Genomic DNA, 22,156 nt, shown 5'->3' on the forward strand with positions numbered 1-22,156 from the left:
GAATCATATTGTAACGATCACTACAATATGATTCAAGGAAACGCGCATGTCAGTATTTCAACATAAATCGGTTCTCGTGCTCGGCGGCAGCCGGGGTATTGGCGCAGCCATCGTACAGCGTTTTGCCGCTGAAGGCGCTTCTGTGACCTTCAGTTATGCCGGCTCCCGCGACGCGGCAGTGCAGTTGGCAAAAGAAACGGGCAGCACGGCTATTCAGGCGGACAGCGCTGACAGAGAAGCCATCATTAAGCTGGTGCGCGACGCCGGACCGCTGGATATTCTGATAATCAACGCCGGGATTGCCCTCTTTGGTGACGCTCTGGAGCAGGATCCTGATGCCATAGACCGTCTGTTTCGGATCAATATCCACGCGCCGTATCATGCCTCCGTGGAAGCGGCACGTCAGATGCCGGAAGGCGGACGGATTATCGTCATCGGTTCCGTCAACGGTGACCGGATGCCCATTCCGGGCATGGCATCTTATGCCGTCAGTAAATCGGCACTGCAAGGCTTAGCGCGTGGACTGGCGCGTGACTTTGGTCCACGCGGGATCACGGTCAATATTGTACAGCCAGGCCCAATTGATACGGACGCTAACCCGGCAGAGGGGCCGATGAAGGAGCTGATGCACAGCTTTATGGCGATTAAGCGCCACGGACGACCTGAGGAAGTGGCAGGAATGGTGGCCTGGCTTGCCGGACCGGAAGCGTCATTTGTGACCGGCGCGATGCATACCATTGATGGGGCGTTCGGCGCATAAATTTTTTTGCCGCAAACGGCGCGGGCTACGCGCCCGCCCGGACTGCTGAAAAACGTTATACCGTGGAATGATGCCTGCCAACACTGCGCTTGCACAGGCCTACGCATCGCGAGTAACCTTCTGATATTGATGCTTTTCGTAGGCCGGGCAAGGCAAAAAAGCCACCCGGCAAAACGACACATAAAATCGATTAAACCTGCGTCAGGCCGCCATCTATGCAAATTTCTGCGCCTGCAATATAGCGGCTTTCATCACTGGCAAGGAACAACGCGACATTAGCAATTTCTTCTGGTTTACCCATTCTTCCCAGGGGAATGGCTTTGATTATTTCTGCGCGCATCTCATCAGAAGCAGCAGCCATCATATCCGTGTCGACAGGCCCGGGCGCGACGACGTTAACACGGATGCCACGCGTAGAAAGTTCCCTCGTCCAGGTTCTTGCGAAGGAGCGAAGCGCTGCCTTACTCGCACCATAAACACCATAGCCCGGGGTACCAATCACATCGGCAATGGAACCAATTAATACCACGCTGGCACCGGGTTTTAGCAATGGCAGAGCTGCCTGTAGAGCGAACACGGGGGCGCGTACATTTACGTCAAAAATCTGATCAAAGTGCGACGGGTTTATCTCATCAATTGTCGCATAACCAGCCACACCTGCATTAATCACCAACACATCAATCTGGTCATTGCTTGCTTTGACCGTCTGCATAACGCGAGTTAACTCTGTTTGCTGGCTGACATCTGCCCGCAATGGCCGGAAAGTACCTGACATTTTGCTACTGGCCGCCGCTAACTCTTCATCACGGCGAGAAGTAAACCAGGTGGTAGCAGCTTCATTTGCAAAACGCTGGCTGATTGCCAGTCCAATCCCTTTTGCACCGCCCAGTACGACGGCCACCTTATTCTCCAGTCTGTTCATTTGTTATCTCCGATTTGGATGGAAAACAAATGATATAAATTTTATACTTAATATCAATTACGCACTTTGTATATATCAGATATCACGGAGTATATCGCTATGGCAGAAAATCACGTTAACTGCTTGAGAGACGTAGGAAAAACGCGCCCGGTGCTGGAGCACATTACGAATAAGTGGTCGATTTTAATTCTTACCGTACTCTGTACAAAGCCGTCCCGCTTCAATGAGATCCGCCGGCGTTTAGATGGCATTACGCATAAAGCCCTGGCAGATGCATTGAAGAGGCTTGAACGAAATGGACTGGTACATCGCGAAGTGCTGCCTGTTTCGCCCATAGGCGTAGAGTACAGCATCACTCCGCTGGCGCAGACATTACAGCAGCCGTTTTTAGCGCTTTATGACTGGGCGCTTGAATATGGACCGGCCCTTGAGCAGGCCCAGGTCGCGTACGATCTTAACCAGGCGGATAAGCAGGATTATCCGTCTGATAATCGGGCATGATTGCGAATGTGCTGGCTTGAGGAAGAATGGCGCGCTTTACTGCGCCCAGTCTGGCTTGTTGAGGATGTGATCCTGCCAGTCATGCACTTCAGACTCACGCACGGCGATGTGGCGTACGGAAATGCGCTCGCCGTGCATTGCCGCCTTCGAGCCGGTCAACAGCGGGTGCCAGTGCGGCAGGTCTTTACCTTCAGCCAGCAATCGATAGGCGCAGGTATGCGGCAACCATTCAAAAGTTGGCAGGTTTTCGCGCGTTAACTTAATGCAGTCCGGCTCATAGTCGAAACGACGCTCGTAGTTGCGACACTGGCAGGTCTTGATGTTGAGCTGGCGACAGGCAACATTGGTGAAGTAGATCTCATCGGTGTCTTCATCCATCAGCTTATGCAAACAGCACTGTCCGCAGCCGTCACACAGTGATTCCCACTCTGCATCGGACATCTCGTCGAGGGTTTTGCTCTGCCAGAAGGGTAAATTGCTCATAAAAACGTCCACGATTAAGATCCAGGGTGCACCTTATAACCACTCTGGCACCCTGATGCAAGTTTTGCCGCCGGAAACGACGGCAAGAGAGCGTTACAGTACGCGGGTGGTCAGAGAGTTGCCGTTAAAACTCACCTCAAGCTCGTCGCCGCTTTGTAGCGGACCAACGCCATCCGGCGTGCCGGTTAATATCACATCCCCGGCTTTCAGGGTAAAGAAGCGACTCATATAGGCAATCAGTGGAACAATTTTGTGGATCATGTCCGCAGTGGTGCCCTGCTGGCGAACCTGGCCGTTCACTTTCAGCCCCAGCGGGGTGGCCTGGGGATCACCGCTAAATTCCGCTGCCGGAATAAAACCTGATAGCGGGCACGAATTATCAAAGCCTTTGGCTTTTTCCCACGGTTGCCCGGCCTTCTTCATTTTCCCCTGCACGTCGCGCAAGGTCAGATCGAGCGCCACGCCGTAACCGGCAATCGCTTTAGCGACGTGTTCTTCCGATGCCTGACGAAGCGTTGCCCCAATCAGCACCGCCAGTTCCACTTCGTGATGCACCGAGCCATAGCCCTGAAGCAGCACCAGTGGCTGACGGATATCGCATAGCGCCGTTTCAGGTTTGATAAACAGTACCGGCTCTTCCGGCACGTCACTGCCCATCTCTTTTATATGCTTCGCGTAATTACTACCAACACAGACCACTTTGCTAACCGGGTAATCCAGCAGAGCGCCCTGCCAGTTATGATGCTGATACATATTTTCCCCTACAGTTAATCAAATGTTCGATTGCCGTTATTTTTTGCCCGCAGATGCCAGATGCTGCTTGAGTAAATTTTCCGGCGGTGGCGGAAGTTGTAAATAATAGCCTTGCTCCGTTAATGCCTGCTTCACTTTATCCAGATCCGCACCGGCTAATTTCTTGCGACCATCGAGCGGCAGGAGCATCGTGAGTTGCGGCTTGCCAAAACCGTCCATCAGTTCAGGCGGCACGCGCGAGAAATCGTCCTTTTTTTCAACATACAAATAGGTTTGCTCGCGTCGGGTGCTTCTGTAGATCACACAAAACATAACTTTTACTCTGAATTAAGAGGGAGGTGGCTTGCCTCAATATAATAGTGACTATAACATGCCAGAGAGTCTTCGGAATATCATCCCACATCGGTGATGGTAAAAAGCAAATTGAGTAAGGCCAGGATGTCAAACACGCCAATCGAACTTAAAGGAAGTAGTTTCACCTTATCAGTGGTTCATTTGCATGAGGCAAAGCCGGAAGTTATTCGTCAGGCGTTAGAAGACAAAATCGCTCAGGCACCGGCGTTTTTACGTCATGCCCCGGTTGTGGTTAACGTAAGTACGCTGGAGGCTCCCTTCGACTGGTTGCCCATTCAGAAAGCAATAGCCGCAACAGGTTTGCGTATCATCGGTGTGAGCGGCTGTAAGGACCCTGCACTTAAGGCAGAAATCGACAGAGCGGGTTTTCCTCTCCTGACTGAAGGTAAGGAAAAAGTGGTCCGGTCTGCCCCTGTTGAAGCGCAGACGCCACCGCCAGCGGCGGTGACTCCCATCGCAAAAACACGGCTGATTGACGTTCCGGTGCGTTCTGGCCAGCGCGTCTACGCCCCACAGTGTGATTTGATTGTCACAAGTCATGTCAGTGCGGGTGCAGAACTGATTGCCGATGGAAATATCCACGTTTATGGCATGATGAGAGGACGTATTCTCGCAGGTGCCAGCGGTGACAGAAATGCACAAATATTTTGTACGCACCTGACGGCGGAATTAATTTCCATCGCCGGGCAGTACTGGCTGAGCGATCAAATACCAGCCGAATTTAACGGCAAAGCCGCGCGTTTACGTCTGACGAATGATGCTTTGTCGATCGAACCCTTAGAGTAATCCCTTTTAACAAGGAATTTTTATGGCACGCATTATTGTAGTTACTTCGGGTAAAGGGGGCGTTGGCAAGACCACCTCCAGCGCGGCCATCGCTACAGGTTTAGCCCAGAAGGGTAAAAAAACCATCGTTATCGATTTCGATATCGGCCTGCGTAACCTGGATTTAATCATGGGTTGTGAGCGTCGTGTAGTATATGATTTCGTTAACGTGATTCAGGGCGATGCCACGCTGAATCAGGCCATGATTAAAGATAAGCGCACGGATAATCTCTATATTCTTCCCGCGTCACAAACGCGTGACAAAGACGCATTGACCCGCGAAGGCGTAGAGAAAGTGCTGGAAGAGTTGAAAGGGATGGATTTTGATTTCATCGTCTGCGACTCCCCTGCCGGCATTGAGACCGGTGCGCTGATGGCGCTCTATTTTGCTGACGAAGCGGTCATCACCACCAACCCGGAAGTTTCTTCGGTCCGCGACTCCGACCGTATTCTGGGTATTCTGGCGTCTAAATCCCGCCGGGCAGAAAATGGTGAAGATCCGATTAAAGAACACCTGTTATTGACCCGCTACAACCCAGGGCGCGTGAACAGAGGTGATATGTTAAGCATGGAAGACGTACTGGAAATTCTGCGCATCAAGTTAGTTGGTGTGATCCCGGAAGACCAGTCTGTCCTGCGCGCTTCCAACCAGGGGGAACCTGTTATTCTGGATACTATTTCAGATGCGGGTAAAGCATACGCCGATACGGTGGATCGCCTGTTGGGAGAAGAACGCCCTTTCCGCTTCGTTGAAGAAGAGAAGAAAGGTTTCCTCAAGCGCCTGTTCGGAGGATAAGTTATGGCATTACTCGACTTTTTTCTGTCACGGAAAAAGAATACGGCTAACATCGCTAAAGAGCGATTGCAGATCATTGTAGCGGAACGTCGTCGTAGCGACGCCGAGCCGCACTACTTGCCGCAGCTGAAACGCGATATTCTGGAAGTGATTTGCCGCTATGTGCAGATCGACCCTGAAATGGTCACCGTGCAACTGGAACAGAAAGGGGATGATATCTCTATTCTGGAACTGAACGTCACTCTGCCTGAAGCGGAAGAGTCAAAGTAGCCGCATGTTACCGGGCGGTCAGTTCCGCCCGGTATCCTTTCCTGATTTAACTACGCGGATAGTCCGCCAGTAGCGCCAGTAATGGCTCGCTCATCAGTTCCCCACGCCAACCGGAAATCAGTTCAGGTAACAACGCCGACGTTTTAAGTTTCCAGTGCCAGTTAAGTAGCTGGTTAATCTGACGACGAGACGCCAGCAGCTCAGCGCTCAGCCCTTTTGCCACGCTAATGTCCTGGACCATCGTCTTAATGTCTTTAAAGACTTTGCGATAACCGGGCATATCCATCAGGTTCAGTAGCGGCTCCGGCAGCGCCTCTTCCGCGATGGCCTGTGCTTTTTCCACCAGGCTCAGCAGCGTTTTGCCATGGAAGCGAATTTCGCTGCCTGACAGACCCAGGCTGTCCAGCTCGCCGAGACTGCCCGGCATATAGCGCGCTACGGCCCACAGGTGTTCTTCACGAACCACGAAATTAACCGCCATATCACGGTCTCGCGCTTTGCGTAAACGCCACGCCGCCAGCAGTTGCAGACAGGCTAACTGGCGAGGACGCAGCTGCCAGGCATTAGTTATGTCACGCCACGCCTCGTCGGGGTCAAGAATGTCCTGGCGACGATTTTTCATCAATTCACATTCGTCCAGCGCGGCGGACAGCCAGCCAGCGCGGTCGGTTTCGGCCAGCAGCTGATGGGCAACAGGCAGTAAATACCAGACGTCGGCCGCCGCGTAATCACACTGGCGTTCGGTCAGCGGACGGGCCAGCCAATCGGTGCGCGACTCGCTTTTATCCAGCTTCAGGCCGGTAAACTCTTCGACCATGGCGGCAAAACCCCACGATCCGGGACGGCCACAAAATGACGCCAGGATCTGCGTATCAATAAACGGTTGCGGCATCACGCCAAATTCATGAAGGAATACTTCCAGATCTTCGCTGCCTGCGTGAAGGTATTTGGTTACTTCGCCGTTCTGTAATAACGCCTGCATCGGCGACCAGTCGGTAATGCCGAGCGGGTCGATCAACGCCACGCGCTGTCCATCAAACAGCTGAAGTAAACCCAACTGCGGATAGTAAGTGCGGGTACGCACAAACTCGGTGTCCAGCGCGATAGCCGGGGCATTGCGCACCTCTTCACACAGGGCGAGTAGCGCGTCGTTGGTGGTGATCATCTGGTAATTCAAATCATATTCTCTTAACTTGCGCCCATAAAAAACGCCGGCTTAACCGGCGTCTGGCGACGTAATCGTGGCTCAGGCTTTATTGTCCACTTTACTGCGCGCTTCGTCACGCAGTTCTCGTCGCAAAATCTTACCGACGTTGGATTTAGGCAGCTCGGTACGAAACTCTACCTGCTTCGGCACTTTATAGCCAGTCAACTGGCGGCGGCAGAATGCGACCAGGGAGTCTTCGCTGAGGGTGTCATCTTTCTTGACCACAAAAATCTTCACCGCCTCGCCGCTGCTGCCGGACGGTACACCGACCGCTGCGACTTCGAGTACGCCAGGATGCTGCATCACCACATCTTCAATCTCATTCGGGTAAACGTTAAACCCGGAGACGAGGATCATATCTTTCTTCCGGTCGACGATGCGCAGGAAACCTTCATCATCCATTACCGCGATATCACCCGTGTGCAGCCAGCCGTCTTTGATGATTTCATCCGTCGCATCCGGGCGCTGCCAGTAGCCCAGCATCACCTGTGGACCTTTGATGCACAGCTCACCCGGATCGCCAGGTGCCACTTCGTTATCGTCATCATCCACCAGCTTCACTTCGGTGGACGGCACCGGCAGGCCAATGCTGCCGCTGTGGTAATCGATATCGTGCGGGTTGACGCTCACCAGCGGTGAACACTCGGTCAGGCCATACCCTTCCAGCAGATATTGCCCGGTGAGCTTCACCCAGCGGTCGGCCACCGCCTGCTGAACCGGCATCCCGCCACCTGCAGAGAGATGCAGCGTAGAAAAGTCGAGCTGCTGGAAGTCTTTGTTATTAAGCAGCGCGTTAAACAGCGTGTTAACGCCGGTCATCGCGGTGAAGGGATATTTTGCCAGCTCTTTCACCAGCCCCGGAATGTCACGCGGGTTGGTGATCAACACGTTTTGTCCGCCCAGTTCAATAAACAGCAGGCAGTTCATGGTCAGGGCGAAAATGTGGTACAGCGGCAGCGCGGTGATCACCAGCTCGCTACCGCGATGCAGAAGCGGCCCGTAGGTTGCGTTGACCTGCTCCAGGTTCGCCAGCATATTCCTGTGGGTCAGCATCGCACCTTTCGCCACGCCGGTCGTGCCGCCGGTATATTGCAGGAAGGCCAGATCCTCGGGCACTATTTCCGGCTTAACGTACTGCATCCGGTAACCGTTGTGCAGGGCGCTGCGAAATGAAATCGCATCCGGCAGGTGATATTTCGGCACCAGCCGCTTGACGTATTTGACGACAAAGTTCACCAGCGTGCCTTTGGTGGCAGAAAGCTGGTCGCCCATGCGGGTCAGAATGACATGTTTAACCTGGGTTTTATCAACCACTTTTTCCAGGGTATGCGCAAAGTTTGAGACGATAACAATCGCCGTTGCGCCGCTGTCATTAAGCTGATGCTCAAGCTCGCGTGGCGTATACAGCGGGTTAACGTTCACCACCGTCATTCCGGCACGTAAAATGCCGAACAGCGCCACCGGATATTGCAGCAGGTTGGGCATCATCAGCGCAACGCGGTCGCCCTTTTTCATCCCCAGTCCTTGCTGTAGCCAGGCGGCAAATGCCCGGCTACGCTCCTCCATCTTGCGGAAGGTCATCACCTCCCCCATGTTAACGAAGGCGGGCTGGTCAGCGTAACGGTTCGCTGAATGTTCAAACAGTTCAATCAGGGAATGATAACGGTCAGGATTGATCTCCGCAGGGACGTCCGCGGGATAACGGTTTAGCCAAACCTTTTTCAATGCATCACCTCTAAAACCAGAATTTGTCGTCATCACAACCCCAGATAATAAACAAGCCGTTAACATTATATTAACTCAGCGTACCAGTTTATTAATCAACCAGAATTCAGGTTGCGAAGCACGTCACTATTTATTTTTATTGTTCAGCTTAAGCATAAAGAAGCAGCGGACCGGCCGCTGCTTCTTTGCTTTATATTACAGGGAGTTACTCGGTAACTACGCTCTGTACCTGCGCAGGGCCAGGGTTATACCAGCCGCCATAGCCCCACCCCCACGGATGCGGCCCCGGTCCCCAGAACCAGGGATCGATCGGCTGCGGTGGCAACATAACCTGCTGCGTCACTCGCCAGCGTTTGTATCCGTTAACCTGCATCACCATAAATTTGTAAGGCGTGTTGCCGACCTTGCCTTCTGCCGTGCCGGTAATCGGTCCTACGACGGTAACAAGCTGGTTGCGGAAATCGACCGGGTCGAGAAAGCCGCTGACATCCGCGTAAATACGACCACGAGAAGGCTCACCCAGCACCGGACGCGCGCCGTCATCCAGTGAAACCGTCGCAATTTCCAGCCGGGTCTTGCCCTGCAGGTTTTCAATACCGACCACTTTCCCGCCGAAGCGTGCCTCCTGGCCCACGTAAAGCTGTGGCGCATTCATTACCCGAACCAGATCCTGCTGTGGAGTGGGACTGGAGCCTTTAATGGCGTCAGGAATGGTGACACATCCGCTTAATGCCATGGCCAGCGCACCCGCGGCTATCCAGCGTACAATCTGTTTTTGAACCGCCATGATACAACCTCTTTTAATGAGTCTCTGATACTGAGATTCATTCCCGGCCAGGAAGTTTCTTCCATGCGACTTCATTACGTAAATAGATCGGTTCCGCCGCCTCAACTGCGACGGTTTGCTGACGAGCCAGTCGCTGACAGGCCAGCGGCAACATATCTTCGGCAGCCGGCAGCAGGATCTCACCATCGGCCAGCGTCAGCCCGCAGCCCTGAGCTAAATCAGGCCATGCAGGCCATGCAGGCCAGCCAGTGCCTACGGTAGCCCAGTTACCGCTCAGGTTTTTCAACCGCGCGTTAACCGCGTCTGGTTTGAGAACGGATTCGGTCTCTTCGCCGTGCCAGACACCCTCTTCATCGCGTTGATACTCTGCCCAGTAGACCTCGCCCATGCGGGCATCAATGGCTGCCAGCACGCGAGTAGCCCCGGTTTTGCGCCAGGCTCCCTGCGCCATCGTCATTAACGTCGAGACGCCAATCATCGGCAGGTCGGCACCCAGCGCCAGCCCCTGAGCGATGCCGATGCCAATACGCACGCCGGTAAAGCTACCTGGTCCGCGCCCAAACGCCAGCGCGTCGAGATCCGCCAGCGCGACGCCGCCGTCGTTCAGTTGCTGCTGCACTAAAGGCAAAATACGTTGGGTATGTTCTCGCGGACACAGTTCAAAATGAGCACCGGTTTTACCGTCATTCCACAGGGCAACGGAACAAGCCTCGGTGGCGGTATCAATAGCCAGAATTCGCATGGGGATCGCGTCTTACACTCCAGATCAATAAATTGGGCTTATTTTATCACAGCCGCGCGTGAATTACCGCGCTGGTGGAACGGCCAGAAAACGCACCGCGCGGCTAATATCGCGGGTGCGCGGCGTCGGCGGCAGACTGGCGAGAAAAACCGCGCCGTAGGGACGCATCACCAGACGGTTATCACAGATCACCAGCACGCCGCGATCGTCGACGTCGCGTATCAGACGACCCACGCCCTGCTTGAGGGTGATTACCGCATCCGGAAGCTGGACCTCATCAAACGGATCGCCACCGCGCAGACGGCAATCTTCCATTCGCGCTTTTAACAGCGGATCTTCCGGTGAGGTGAACGGCAGTTTGTCGATAATCACCAGCGACAGCGTGTCGCCGCGCACGTCCACGCCTTCCCAGAAACTGCTGGTGGCTACCAGCAGCGCGTTTCCGGCGCTGACGAACTGCTGCAAAAGTTGCCCCTTGCTGGTTTCCCCCTGCAGCAAAACCGGCAGCGTCATGGTGGCGCGGAACTGCTCGGCCAGATCGCGCATCATGGCGTGGGAGGTACAGAGCATAAAGCAGCGGCCGTTGTTGGCTTCAATCATCGGTTTGAGCATCGCCGCCAGTTGACGAGCTGCCCCGGGCTGATTGGCAGTGGGCAAGTTACGCGGTACGCACAGCAGAGCCTGATTCGCGTAGTCAAACGGGCTTGGCAGCAGCAGCGAGTGGGCCTCATCAATGCCGAGCCGGGAAGTGAAATGGTGGAGGTCGTCGTTTACCGACAGCGTGGCGGAGGTAAAAATCCAGCTGCCGGGCTTTTGCGCCATCACTTCTTTAAATTTGTCTGCCACCGTCAGCGGGGTGAGCGCGAGGGTAAAATGGCGCGAGTTACATTCATACCAGTAGCTATAGCCTGGCTGATTAATCTCTTTCAGACGTTTTAACCGGGCGCGATACAGCGTGGCGCGTTCAAAGGCGGCATCCAGCAATGCCGAGCGGCCCAGCGAGAGTTTCGCCACGTCGTAACACAGTTCGAGCGCATCATCGAGTAGTAGTAGCGCACGCTGGATATTGGCATCCGCTAAAAGCTCGCGCAGGTTGCCGCGATAGCCCGGCTCGCCCAGTTGCAGACGAAAATCCTGCGCGCTTTGCGCCAGCCGGTCGGCGCATTTTTGCAGCTGTTGGGTATCTTTAACCTCGGTCCGGTAGGCAATGCTGATGTCCTTCGCCAGATCCAATAGCTGACGGCTGGAGAGCGACTGACCAAAATACTGACTGGCGATTTCCGGAAGCTGATGGGCTTCGTCGAAGATCATCACATCTGCCTCGGGGATCAATTCACCGAAGCCGCTGTCTTTAACTACCATATCGGCGAGGAAAAGATGGTGGTTCACCACCACCACATCAGCATCCATCGCTTTTTTACGCGCCTTCACCACAAAACAGTCTTTATAGAGCGGGCAGTCGCTGCCCAGACAGTTGTCGTTGGTGCTGGTGACCAGAGGCCAGGCCTGAGAATCTTCCGCCACGCTGGCGCAGGTGCTGATATCGCCGTCAATGGTATTGTTAGCCCACGAGCGCAGGAGGATCACGTCGCTGAGCGTCTGTACCGGCAGGTCACCGCCCGCCAGCGCCTGCTGCTCCAGACGTTCAAGACACAAATAGTTAGAGCGCCCTTTCAGCAGCGCCAGCCTGCCGGTAAATTCCAGCGCTTTCGAAACGGTAGGCAGATCGCGACTGTAGAGCTGATCCTGCAACGCTTTTGAGCCGGTGGAGATGATGACTTTTTTCCCCGCCCGCAAGGCAGGCGCAAGATAAGCGTAGGTTTTCCCGGTCCCGGTCCCCGCCTCCACCACCAGCGGCTGCGTTTTCTCAATCGCCTCCGTCACCGCCACCGCCATCTGGCGCTGTGGTTCTCGTGGCTTAAAGCCCGGTATGGCTTTGGCTAACTGGCCGTCTGTTGCAAAATCGTCCGTCACGCTACCCCCTGGTTAAATCGCCAGTGATTATGTCAGGGCACAGCCGCTTTAGCCAGCCGAAGAGATGACGAAACGCAGACAATATGGCAGTCTTAAGCACTATCTATGAGAATTTAAAAAGGAAAATCCCATGACCATTACCCGTATCGACGCCGAAGCCCGCTGGTCTGATGTCGTTATCCACAATCAGACGCTGTACTACACTGGCGTACCGGAAAATCTTGATGCCGATGCCTTCGAGCAAACGGCTAACACGCTGGCGCAGATTGATGCCATGCTGGTGAAGCAAGGCAGCGATAAGACTAAAATTCTGGATGCTACGATTTTTCTCGCGAATGCCGAAGATTTCGCGGCGATGAATAAAGCGTGGGACGCATGGGTAGTGGCAGGCCATGCCCCGGTGCGCTGTACCGTACAGGCGACGCTGATGAAGCCGCAGTATAAAGTTGAGATTAAGATTATTGCGGCGGTGTAATGTTATTTCTGTCATAGCGGCATTCGCTGCTATGACAGCGAACTCATAAACCGGAACAACCTTTACTCCATATCCAGAAAATCATCATATTCACTATAGTGGTTCAGCGCCCTGATGATTTCATCTGCACTGACTTCCGGCTTCTGCTCGACGGCTAATTCCACCACGCTGCGAAACTGATCTCCGGCATAGGCATAATGCAGCGTAACGCCGTTAACCTGAAAGGGCAGCGGATCGTCCTCGCCCGTTTCAGGAACGGCAGTAAAAACCTGCTCGCCCGCCTGAAAAGGCTCGTCGCTGGCAGAATAAATATCGTAGTCAATGTCCGTTTCCTGCCCGGCTTTAACACAGTCGATCAGTTCTTCGAGAGTGAAGAAGGTATCCAGCTGAAAGGTTTTCAGGCGCGGACCGTCGGGCTGAAATTCCACACTCGCGCCGAGCGCGATGAGCGCCTCTTCCAGCGGGCGCAGGCGGATATGAAAATCCTCTCCGGCAACGATTGGCGGTTGGGCGACAAACGCCATCACCTCAGAGAGGGAAAGGTTCAGCGTTTTGCGCAGGAGATGAATAACCTTAAGTTTTTGCGGGCCTGGCGCAGTGATAACGAGACGCCCCTGCTGCCACGCCGCTGGATCGGGTGCCGCGGAGTGATCCTCTTCCTCTTCACGCGCCAGCCTTTCGCTGCGGACGTCGGACCAGAACGGCGACTGAGCTTCGGGGAATGTGTTGAGGTAATTCAGAAACGCGGCGTCATCGTCGGCCGCCTCGCGCAGGGCCAGCAGCCGCTCGCTGAAACTGGCAAGCGTCGGCGCAATGCGTTCAGCATTCCAGCGACCCGCGCCGTGTGGCGCATAATACACCGGGAAGCCCTGAGCGGACTCACTGAAATCGATAAAAAAAGGATCGTCAAAACCGTTAAGCGCGATGACATACCATCCGGGCTGCCACTCTCCCGCGCGGCTGGCGGTCAGGTCCTCTCCCGTAATGCCGTGCACGCGAAAACCACGCTGCTGCTCCGCCCAACGCTCAGGCGTTGAGTAATGAAAAGGCAGCGTCATCTCGCCGGGGGTCACGGCAGCATCAAGAAACGCGCGAATGGCATCGGGCAAAGCAGCGGCAGACATACGCCTCCTCAGCGAGTTACTCGTCTTCATCCTCAAAGCGCGCGACGATCCGCTCGCCGGTGTGCGTTGCACGCAGTTCGTTCGCCACCTGTGAAATGGCCTGACCGCTGCTCATGCCCTGCGCCATCAGTTCCTGGATACGCTCGACCGCTTTTTGCTGCTGCTCATGGCTGAGCGAAGGTAAACCTGCAAACATGACATACTCCTGCTACATTATTGGCGCTTATTATTTCATGCTGCCCGGCGCATAGCCAGCAGGACAGCAAAGAGTCAGATACCATGAACACGCATTCTCCCACCGTTATCGCTTTACCGTGGCGTCCGGACGCCGCCGAACGTTATTTCTCCGCGATTAGCCATCTGCCGTGGGCGATGCTGCTGCATTCAGGCCATGCCGATCATCCGCACAGCCGGTTTGATATTCTGGTCGCCGATCCACACACAACGCTAATTACGCAAGGCGATACCACCACAACAGCCAGCGGCAGAGAAGAACGCCGTTCACAGGACAATCCGTTAACCCTGCTGCAAAACGTGCTCGACGCGCTGCATTGGCAGCCTGCGCCGCAGGACGATCTGCCTTTTCAGGGCGGCGCGCTGGGGTTATTTGGCTACGATTTAGGACGACGTTTCGAGACGCTGCCAACAAAGGCTGAAGCCGATATTCCGCTGCCGGATATGGCGGTGGGGATTTATGACTGGGCATTGATTGTTGACCATCAGCGCCTGCGGGTCACGCTGCTCAGCCATGGTGATGTCAATCAGCGGCTGGCCTGGCTGGCAGACAGACGCTTACCGGAACCGGCGGATTTCCGACTGACCTCTGGCTGGCGGTCGAATATGACCGGCGCCCAGTACGGGGAGAAGTTCCGCCAGGTACAGGAATACCTGCACAGCGGTGACTGCTATCAGGTGAATCTGGCGCAGCGTTTTCAGGCGGGTTACGAAGGTGATGAATGGGCGATGTTTCGCCAGCTCAATGCCGCCAATAAAGCGCCTTTCAGCGCCTTTTTACGCCTTGAGCAGGGCGCAATTCTCAGCCTGTCGCCGGAGCGCTTTATCCAGTTGCGTGAAGGCCATGTCCAGACCCGGCCCATCAAGGGTACCCTGCCTCGTCTGAATAGCGCCGATGAAGATGCGCAACAGGCGGCACGGCTGGCACGTTCACCGAAAGATCGCGCCGAAAACCTGATGATTGTCGACCTGATGCGTAATGATATCGGACGCGTCGCCGTTCCCGGCACGGTAAAGGTCCCTGAACTGTTCGTGGTTGAACCATTCCCGGCGGTGCATCATCTCGTCAGTACCGTTACCGCGACACTGCCAGAACATTTACACGCCAGCGATCTGCTGCGTGCTGCATTTCCCGGCGGATCGATTACCGGCGCACCGAAAGTACGGGCGATGGAGATCATCGACGAGCTGGAGCCACACCGGCGCAATGCCTGGTGCGGCAGCATCGGCTATCTAAGTCTGTGCGGCAATATGGATACCAGCATTACTATCCGTACCCTGACAGCGCATAACGGCCAGCTATACTGTTCCGCAGGCGGTGGTATTGTGGCGGATAGTCAGGAGGACGCCGAATACCAGGAAACCTTTGATAAAGTAAATCGTATCCTGCAGCAACTGGAGAAGTGATCCGTGGATGTTCCCAATCTGACGCTTGATGATTTTCTGTCGCGCTTTCAGCTCTTACGCCCTCAGCCCGGTCGCGGCACGCTTAACAGCCGTCAGGCGGCGGTGTTGATCCCGGTTGTTCGCCGGGAGCAGCCGGGACTATTATTGACGCAGCGTTCCCCTCACCTGCGCAAACATGCCGGACAGGTGGCTTTTCCCGGCGGCGCGGTGGATGCCAGCGATGCCTCGCTGATTGCTGCCGCGCTGCGCGAAGCGCAGGAGGAAGTCGCCATTCCACCTGATGTGGTCGAGGTGATCGGGGTGTTACCGCCCGTCGATAGCGTTACCGGGTTTCAGGTCACGCCGGTGGTCGGCATTATTCCGCCCGACCTGCCGTGGCACGCGAGTGAAGACGAGGTTGCCGCCGTGTTTGAAATGCCGCTGGCAGAAGCCCTGCGTCTGGGCCGCTATCATCCTCTCGATATTCACCGACGCGGTAATTCGCATCGCGTCTGGCTCTCCTGGTATCAGCACTATTTTGTCTGGGGCATGACCGCAGGCATTATTCGTGAGCTGGCGCTACAAGTGGGACTCAAACCCTGACTATAGTTGTAATGGCGGGGGCGGTACTCATTAGTAAATCAGTGGTTACTCATTAGTTTAATTCATGTGAATAGTCGGGCTGAAATTGCCGTTCCCTCTTACACTAAGCCCAATTTTTACATCGTTACTGAGAATCAGTAACCCTGTCAGGAGTACATACCGTGATTAGTCTATTCGACATGTTTAAGGTGGGGATTGGTCCCTCATCTTCCCACACTGTAGGGCCAATGAAGGCCGGTAAACAGTTCGTCGATGATCTGGTCGAAAAAGATCTGCTGACAAGCGTCACTCGCCTGACCGTCGATGTCTACGGTTCACTGTCGTTGACCGGTAAAGGTCACCACACTGATGTCGCCATTATTATGGGACTGGCGGGTAATTTGCCTGCCACCGTTGATATTGACAGTATTCCGGCGTTTATTCGCGATGTCGAAACGCGCGGTCGCCTGCTGCTGGCGCACGGGGCGCATGAGGTGGATTTCCCCGCTAATGACGGGATGCATTTTCGCAGCGAAAACTTGTCGCTGCATGAGAACGGCATGCAAATTCACGCGTGGAACGGCGATAAAGTCATTTATAGCAAAACCTATTATTCCATCGGTGGTGGTTTTATCGTTGATGAAGAGCATTTCGGTCAGGATGCCAGCAGCGAGGTTAGCGTACCGTATCCCTTCAAGTCGGCGAAAGAGATGCTGGGCTACTGTAAAGAAACCGGCCTGTCGCTGTCCGGTATGGTGATGCAGAACGAACTGGCGCTGCACAGTAAAAAAGAGATCGAAGACTATTTCGCCGACGTCTGGCAGACGATGCGCGCCTGTATCGATCGCGGTCTGAATACCGAAGGCGTACTGCCGGGTCCGCTGCGCGTGCCGCGTCGCGCGCCTGCCCTGCGCCGGATGCTGGTGTCCAGCGACAAGCTGTCTAACGATCCGATGATCGTTATTGACTGGGTAAACATGTTTGCGCTGGCAGTGAATGAAGAAAATGCCGCAGGCGGACGCGTGGTCACTGCGCCGACTAACGGGGCCTGCGGTATCGTGCCCGCGGTACTGGCGTATTACGATCATTTTATTGAGTCGGTCAGCCCGGAGATCTATATTCGCTACTTCCTTGCCGCTGGTGCCATCGGCGCGCTATATAAAATGAATGCCTCTATTTCCGGTGCTGAAGTGGGTTGTCAGGGCGAAGTGGGCGTCGCCTGCTCGATGGCCGCGGCGGGTCTGGCGGAACTGCTGGGCGCAAGTCCTGAGCAGGTCTGCGTTGCAGCAGAGATTGGCATGGAGCATAACCTTGGCTTAACCTGCGATCCGGTTGCTGGCCAGGTTCAGGTACCGTGCATTGAGCGTAATGCTATCGCCTCGGTTAAGGCGATTAACTCAGCAAGGATGGCCATGCGCCGCACCAGCGAGCCGCGCGTTTCGCTCGATAAGGTCATCGAGACGATGTACGAAACGGGTAAAGATATGAACGCCAAATACCGCGAAACGTCGCGCGGTGGCCTGGCGATCAAAGTCCAGTGTGATTAAAACCTTCCTTTGCCCACCTCTTACTGGTGGGCAACCTATTTTCTCGTCGCATTAGCCTTTCCGCACTACAATTTTATTTAAGGTACCGCTGGCACCTTCGCCAGTTTCGCGAGAACCATTAAATCAACTATGCAGACAGCGCAGCGGATTATCGTTAATTATCAGCGTAAACGTATTATCGTTAGTGCGATAGTAGCGCTGGTTACGCTTAGCCTGACGTTAGGGATACGATTTATTTCGCAGCGTAGCCTAAATCAGGAACGGATCCACGAAGCGGCGACGCAAGCCGTATCGACACTTGATAAAATCCTGTTGCCACTCGAAGATGGCCGGGAAGAAATCGTGCATCTGGTGGGGTTGCCCTGTGATGACGCGCAGCCTCTAATCCGCAAAAAAGCAGCGGTACTGCAAACCGTGCGCTCTATTGCGCTGGTAAAATCCGGCATCCTGTATTGTTCCAGTATTTTCGGCAGCCGCGATACGCCGGTTAATCAGCTACAGCCCGCCCTGCCTGCCAGCGAGGCGCGATTACTGCTCTCAACCGATCAGTCCTTGTTGAAAGGCTCGCCGATCATGCTGCAATGGTATCCGGTCTCGGCTGATGGCGAAGACGGCGTGATGGAAAGTATTAACATTGAGCTGCTGAGCAGTCTGATCCTGAGTCCGCGCGCCCCGCTCATCTCGGCCTTAAGCCTGACGTTAGGTGACCGTCACTATATAGAGGGCCTCGGCGTGGTCGATCGGTTGCCGGAAGATCCGGATCATCCCTTTTACCGTCTGGCGTCGGCCCATTTCCCGTTTACCATCAACGTCAGCACACCCGGTGCCACCGCGCTGGCGCTACGCGATTTGCCCAGTCAGCTTCCGCTGGCACTGATCCTCAGCAGCCTGCTGGCGTGGATCGCCTGGCTTGCTACGGCGGGACGGATGAGTTTTACCTGGGAAATTAATCTGGGGATTGCCGCCCGAGAATTTGAGGTTTTTTGCCAGCCGCTACTGAATACCAGAAATGATCAATGCACCGGCGTGGAAATTTTGCTGCGCTGGAACAATCCTCGCCAGGGCTGGATTTCACCGGACGTTTTTATTCCGATTGCTGAAGATCATAATTTAATTATTCCCCTGACACGGTATGTCATTGCTGAAACCGTGCGTAATCTGGCTGTTTTCCCGGCGGAGTTTCATATTGGTATTAATGTGGCCGCCGGTCATCTGCGCCGCGGGATCCTGCTGAAAGATTTGAATCACTACTGGTTTAGCGCGCATCCGTCACAACAACTGGTGGTGGAATTAACCGAGCGTGCCGCGCTGGACGATGTGGATTATCGTCTCGTGCGTGAGCTGCACCATAAGGGCGTTAAACTGGCGATTGATGATTTCGGCACCGGCAATAGTTCTCTGTCGTGGCTGGAAAAACTGCGTCCCGACGTGCTGAAAATAGATAAATCTTTCACCGGTGCGATTGGTACCGATGCGGTTAATTCGACGGTGACGGATATTATTATTGCCCTTGGGCAACGGTTGCGTATTGAACTGGTAGCGGAAGGGGTAGAAACGGAACAGCAGGCGACATATTTGCGTCAGAAAAACGTACTCCTGTTGCAGGGCTATCTGTATGCCCGACCCATGCCACTTGCCGAGTTTCCAAAATGGCTGGCGGAAAGGTCTTTTCCGCCAGCGCAGCACGATCGTCATCCAAATCCAATTATGCCGCTACGTTAAAGATCACTCTTCTTCGTCGTGTTCCGAAGGTTCTTTAACAACGCGAACCAGGTCAACGCGATAATCATTGGCTTTAACAATAGTGATCCGCAGGGGAGCCAGTTCAACCACCTCGCCCACGGCGGGAATATGACCATTAACCGCGATCACCAGACCGGCGACCGTGGCGATATCGTCTTCATCGTTAACCAGGTTATCCAGTTCCAGCGCATGTTGCAGCGCGTGAAGATCGGTTCCGCCTTTCACCAGCCAGCCCTCACCATCACCAATAATTTCTGGAGTTTCATCCGCATCCGGGAACTCACCGGCAATGGCTTCCAGTACATCCAGCGGTGTGACCAGCCCCTGCACCACGCCAAACTCGTTGGTCACCATCACAAAACTACCGCGCGCACGGCGCAGAACGCCTAACAGGTTGATAGGATCCAGCGTTTCCGGAACCACGATAGCCGGAGAGGCAGACGCCATCGCTGCGACATCTTCACCCGCTTCCAGCGCCACCAGCAGCTCTTTTGCCCGCACGATACCAATGACCTCATCCAGCTCGCCCCGGCACACCGGAAACAGGCTATGCGGTGAGGAAAGGAGCTGTTGACGGATGGCCTCAGCGCTCAGGTTGGCATCAACCCAGCTAATGTCTCCGCGCGGGGTCATAATGCTGCGCAGAGAGCGGGAAGCCAGCGTCAGAACGCCATTGATCATGTAACGTTCTTCGTCAGCAAAAGCTCCTTCCGGGATCGGAACATGGGTATGGCTGTCCGACTCGCTTTGCGTCCCGTTACGTTTGCGTCCGCCCATCAGACGCAGGATGGCGTCGGCGGTACGGGCGCGCAGCGGCAGCGTTGACTGATGACGGATAAAATTACGTCGCGCCACCTGGTTGAAAAATTCGATGATAATCGAGAAGCCAATCGCCGCGTACAGATAGCCTTTCGGAATATGGAAGCCAAACCCTTCGGCCACCAGACTCAGGCCGATCATCAACAGGAAACTCAGGCACAGCACCACCACGGTCGGGTGCTGGTTAACAAAGTGGGTCAACGGCTTCGACGCCAGCAGCATGACCGACATCGCGATCACCACCGCCGCCATCATCACCGGCAGATGATTGACCATCCCTACCGCGGTGATCACCGCATCGAGGGAGAACACCGCATCCAGGACGACGATCTGTAAGACCACCACCCAGAAACTCGCGTAACCTTTACCATGCCCGCCGTCATGCTGGCGATTTTCCAGCCGCTCATGAAGTTCCGTCGTCGCTTTAAACAGCAGGAACAGTCCACCCAGCAGCATAATTAAATCGCGGCCAGAGAAGGCGTAGTCCCAGACGCTGAAAAGCGGTTTAGTGAGTGTCACCATCCACGAGATAACCGACAGCAGCCCCAGTCGCATGATCAGCGCCAGCGACAGACCGATTAAACGGGCCTTATCGCGCTGTTTAGGCGGCAATTTGTCCGCGAGGATGGCAATAAAGACCAGGTTATCAATGCCAAGAACGATCTCAAGGACGACAAGCGTGAGTAGCCCGACCCAGATTGAGGGGTCCATTAGCAATTCCATGATCTGCTCCTGCTGGCGACGAGTTTGGTCAGCGCCGGGGTTATTTCAGGCGTGACAAAGACGAAAGGAATAGTGAACGGGTGACAGGTGGCACGAGCGTGCGTGAATGTAAAGAGACGTCGGTGACGGTCCATATGACGGGCGGCTGCCCTGTTCTCCTGCTATGTTAAACGAAAGGTAAACATAACAGACAGAAATAACATTTGGCAAAGATTTACCTGTCTTTGCAATCTGTGCGATTTTTTGCGCTGCGAAATTAATCTCCCTACAAATTTAAATTACGGATCTTCATCACATTATTTATTTTTTTACTAACTAAAATAATTCACTGTAGTAACCATTTTAGGGCCAGAGCAGAGATCTGAATCGATTCGGTTTCTGACGACGATTCGCAATGCATCTTATAGTCGATGTATTAACGATAATAAAGGAGGTAGCAAGTGACGATTGCTATTGTAATTGGTACACATGGTTGGGCTGCAGAACAGCTGCTTAAGACAGCAGAAATGTTGTTGGGGGAGCAGGAAAACGTCGGCTGGATTGACTTTGTGCCAGGCGAAAATGCAGAAACACTGATTGAAAAATATAATGCTCAGTTAGCGAAACTCGATACCGCTAACGGCGTGCTATTTCTCGTCGATACATGGGGAGGCAGCCCGTTCAACGCTGCCAGCCGCATTGTCGTCGATAAAGAGCACTATGAGGTCATCGCTGGCGTCAATATTCCGATGCTGGTCGAGACGTTAATGGGTCGTGATGATAACCCGACGTTTGATGAACTGGTTGCCCTGGCGGTCGAAACGGGTCGTGAAGGCGTGAAAGCGCTGAAAGCGAAACCGGTTGAGAGTGCCGCGCCAGCCCCTGTCGCTGCTGCGCCACGCGCCGCTGCACCGGTCAAACCGATGGGTGCAAATGACTATATGGTCATTGGTCTTGCACGTATCGATGACCGCTTGATTCACGGTCAGGTTGCTACCCGCTGGACGAAAGAAACCAACGTCCGTCGCATCATCGTCGTCAGTGACGAAGTCGCGGCAGATACCGTGCGTAAAACCCTGTTAACTCAGGTTGCGCCTCCGGGCGTAACGGCGCACGTGGTTGACGTTGATAAAATGATCCGCGTTTACAACAACCCGAAATATGCGGGCGAGCGCGTTATGCTGCTGTTTACCAATCCAACCGACGTTGAACGTCTGGTGGAAGGTGGCGTAAAAATTACCTCCGTGAACATCGGCGGCATGGCATTCCGCCAGGGCAAAACACAGGTCAATAACGCCGTTTCGGTCGATGAAAAAGACATCGACGCGTTCAAAAAACTTAACGAACGTGGCATTGAGCTGGAAGTCCGTAAGGTCTCCAACGATCCGAAACTGAAAATGATGGAGCTGATCGGCAAAATCGGTAAGTAATTCGTCGCGCTGGTT

At 54.4% G+C, this 22,156-nt stretch carries 23 protein-coding genes; 11 read left to right on the forward strand and 12 right to left on the reverse strand.

Features of this window, described 5'->3' with window-relative positions:
* The first annotated feature begins 46 nt into the window (after positions 1-46).
* A complete protein-coding gene (gene bdcA / locus ACMGGS_RS19570; RefSeq protein ID WP_414164010.1) occupies positions 47-760 on the forward strand; it encodes an SDR family oxidoreductase in 714 nt (237 codons plus the stop codon).
* A gap of 190 nt (positions 761-950) precedes the next feature.
* Here the strand turns inward: bdcA and ACMGGS_RS19575 are convergent, their stop codons facing one another.
* A complete protein-coding gene (locus ACMGGS_RS19575) occupies positions 951-1,682 on the reverse strand; it encodes an SDR family NAD(P)-dependent oxidoreductase (protein ID WP_414164011.1) in 732 nt (243 codons plus the stop codon).
* A gap of 99 nt (positions 1,683-1,781) precedes the next feature.
* Here ACMGGS_RS19575 and ACMGGS_RS19580 point away from each other — a divergent pair, with 99 nt between their 5' ends.
* Entirely contained in the window at positions 1,782-2,183 is a 402-nt protein-coding gene (locus ACMGGS_RS19580) for a winged helix-turn-helix transcriptional regulator (RefSeq protein ID WP_414164012.1), read from the forward strand.
* Between the two features lie 36 nt (positions 2,184-2,219).
* On the opposite strand, the gene ACMGGS_RS19585 is transcribed toward ACMGGS_RS19580, so the two are convergent.
* The 3 genes from ACMGGS_RS19585 to ACMGGS_RS19595 form a co-directional block, all read right to left on the reverse strand.
* The gene (locus ACMGGS_RS19585) at positions 2,220-2,666 is read right to left on the reverse strand and encodes a YcgN family cysteine cluster protein (RefSeq protein WP_414164013.1); all 447 of its coding nucleotides are present in this window, start codon (positions 2,664-2,666) and stop codon (positions 2,220-2,222) included.
* Positions 2,667-2,759: 93 nt separating this feature from the next.
* The gene (locus tag ACMGGS_RS19590; RefSeq protein ID WP_176918824.1) at positions 2,760-3,419 is read right to left on the reverse strand and encodes a fumarylacetoacetate hydrolase family protein; all 660 of its coding nucleotides are present in this window, start codon (positions 3,417-3,419) and stop codon (positions 2,760-2,762) included.
* A gap of 36 nt (positions 3,420-3,455) precedes the next feature.
* The gene (locus ACMGGS_RS19595; RefSeq protein WP_414164014.1) at positions 3,456-3,731 is read right to left on the reverse strand and encodes a YcgL domain-containing protein; all 276 of its coding nucleotides are present in this window, start codon (positions 3,729-3,731) and stop codon (positions 3,456-3,458) included.
* A 126-nt stretch (positions 3,732-3,857) separates the two neighbouring features.
* On the opposite strand from ACMGGS_RS19595, the gene minC reads away from it, so the two are divergent.
* Genes minC through minE form a run of 3 tightly spaced genes read left to right on the forward strand, consistent with a single transcriptional unit; the run spans position 3,858 to position 5,664 of the window.
* Entirely contained in the window at positions 3,858-4,559 is a 702-nt protein-coding gene (gene minC, locus ACMGGS_RS19600; protein ID WP_414164015.1) for a septum site-determining protein MinC, read from the forward strand.
* Positions 4,560-4,581: 22 nt separating this feature from the next.
* Positions 4,582-5,394 (forward strand): septum site-determining protein MinD, encoded by an 813-nt coding sequence (gene minD, locus ACMGGS_RS19605; protein ID WP_414164016.1) that lies wholly within the window; start codon positions 4,582-4,584, stop codon positions 5,392-5,394.
* A gap of 3 nt (positions 5,395-5,397) precedes the next feature.
* Positions 5,398-5,664 (forward strand): cell division topological specificity factor MinE, encoded by a 267-nt coding sequence (gene minE, locus ACMGGS_RS19610; protein WP_049840897.1) that lies wholly within the window; start codon positions 5,398-5,400, stop codon positions 5,662-5,664.
* Between the two features lie 46 nt (positions 5,665-5,710).
* On the opposite strand, the gene rnd is transcribed toward minE, so the two are convergent.
* From rnd to ACMGGS_RS19635, 5 genes are all read right to left on the reverse strand, one after another.
* Complete coding sequence (rnd, locus tag ACMGGS_RS19615; protein WP_414166320.1) at positions 5,711-6,829, reverse strand: ribonuclease D; 1,119 nt, start codon at positions 6,827-6,829, stop codon at positions 5,711-5,713.
* An 81-nt stretch (positions 6,830-6,910) separates the two neighbouring features.
* Entirely contained in the window at positions 6,911-8,596 is a 1,686-nt protein-coding gene (gene fadD / locus ACMGGS_RS19620) for a long-chain-fatty-acid--CoA ligase FadD (protein ID WP_414164017.1), read from the reverse strand.
* A 205-nt stretch (positions 8,597-8,801) separates the two neighbouring features.
* Positions 8,802-9,383, reverse strand: a complete 582-nt coding sequence (locus ACMGGS_RS19625; protein WP_414164018.1) for a Slp/YeaY family lipoprotein — start codon at positions 9,381-9,383, stop codon at positions 8,802-8,804.
* A 37-nt stretch (positions 9,384-9,420) separates the two neighbouring features.
* A complete protein-coding gene (gene tsaB, locus ACMGGS_RS19630; RefSeq protein WP_414164019.1) occupies positions 9,421-10,125 on the reverse strand; it encodes a tRNA (adenosine(37)-N6)-threonylcarbamoyltransferase complex dimerization subunit type 1 TsaB in 705 nt (234 codons plus the stop codon).
* A 63-nt stretch (positions 10,126-10,188) separates the two neighbouring features.
* On the reverse strand, positions 10,189-12,099 hold the full coding sequence (locus ACMGGS_RS19635; RefSeq protein ID WP_414164020.1) for an ATP-dependent DNA helicase: 1,911 nt from the start codon (positions 12,097-12,099) through the stop codon (positions 10,189-10,191).
* Between the two features lie 130 nt (positions 12,100-12,229).
* On the opposite strand from ACMGGS_RS19635, the gene ACMGGS_RS19640 reads away from it, so the two are divergent.
* A complete protein-coding gene (locus tag ACMGGS_RS19640; RefSeq protein WP_414164021.1) occupies positions 12,230-12,574 on the forward strand; it encodes a RidA family protein in 345 nt (114 codons plus the stop codon).
* A gap of 62 nt (positions 12,575-12,636) precedes the next feature.
* On the opposite strand, the gene ACMGGS_RS19645 is transcribed toward ACMGGS_RS19640, so the two are convergent.
* Together ACMGGS_RS19645 and ACMGGS_RS19650 are read right to left on the reverse strand one after the other, a co-directional pair.
* Positions 12,637-13,698, reverse strand: coding sequence for a hypothetical protein (locus ACMGGS_RS19645; protein ID WP_414164022.1), 1,062 nt, complete (start codon positions 13,696-13,698; stop codon positions 12,637-12,639).
* A 16-nt stretch (positions 13,699-13,714) separates the two neighbouring features.
* Entirely contained in the window at positions 13,715-13,894 is a 180-nt protein-coding gene (locus ACMGGS_RS19650) for a YoaH family protein (RefSeq protein WP_176918835.1), read from the reverse strand.
* 83 nt (positions 13,895-13,977) lie between these two features.
* Here ACMGGS_RS19650 and pabB point away from each other — a divergent pair, with 83 nt between their 5' ends.
* The 4 genes from pabB to ACMGGS_RS19670 all read left to right on the forward strand — a co-directional run bounded on the left by pabB (position 13,978) and on the right by ACMGGS_RS19670 (position 19,169).
* On the forward strand, positions 13,978-15,339 hold the full coding sequence (gene pabB, locus ACMGGS_RS19655; protein WP_414164023.1) for an aminodeoxychorismate synthase component 1: 1,362 nt from the start codon (positions 13,978-13,980) through the stop codon (positions 15,337-15,339).
* Between the two features lie 3 nt (positions 15,340-15,342).
* Positions 15,343-15,921, forward strand: a complete 579-nt coding sequence (locus tag ACMGGS_RS19660; RefSeq protein WP_176918837.1) for a CoA pyrophosphatase — start codon at positions 15,343-15,345, stop codon at positions 15,919-15,921.
* A 161-nt stretch (positions 15,922-16,082) separates the two neighbouring features.
* On the forward strand, positions 16,083-17,447 hold the full coding sequence (gene sdaA / locus ACMGGS_RS19665; RefSeq protein ID WP_414164024.1) for an L-serine ammonia-lyase: 1,365 nt from the start codon (positions 16,083-16,085) through the stop codon (positions 17,445-17,447).
* A gap of 129 nt (positions 17,448-17,576) precedes the next feature.
* Positions 17,577-19,169 carry an EAL domain-containing protein gene (locus tag ACMGGS_RS19670; protein WP_414164025.1) on the forward strand — a complete coding sequence of 531 codons (1,593 nt, stop codon included), beginning with the start codon at positions 17,577-17,579 and terminating at the stop codon, positions 19,167-19,169.
* A 3-nt stretch (positions 19,170-19,172) separates the two neighbouring features.
* Here the strand turns inward: ACMGGS_RS19670 and yoaE are convergent, their stop codons facing one another.
* On the reverse strand, positions 19,173-20,732 hold the full coding sequence (yoaE, locus tag ACMGGS_RS19675; RefSeq protein WP_414164026.1) for a CNNM family cation transport protein YoaE: 1,560 nt from the start codon (positions 20,730-20,732) through the stop codon (positions 19,173-19,175).
* Between the two features lie 440 nt (positions 20,733-21,172).
* Between yoaE and manX the strand changes: the two genes are divergently transcribed.
* The gene (manX, locus tag ACMGGS_RS19680) at positions 21,173-22,141 is read left to right on the forward strand and encodes a PTS mannose transporter subunit IIAB (protein WP_276157257.1); all 969 of its coding nucleotides are present in this window, start codon (positions 21,173-21,175) and stop codon (positions 22,139-22,141) included.
* Positions 22,142-22,156: the final 15 nt, after the last annotated feature.

Origin of the sequence: Superficieibacter sp. BNK-5, assembly GCF_047456055.1 — a bacterium.
Classification (GTDB): domain Bacteria; phylum Pseudomonadota; class Gammaproteobacteria; order Enterobacterales; family Enterobacteriaceae; genus Superficieibacter.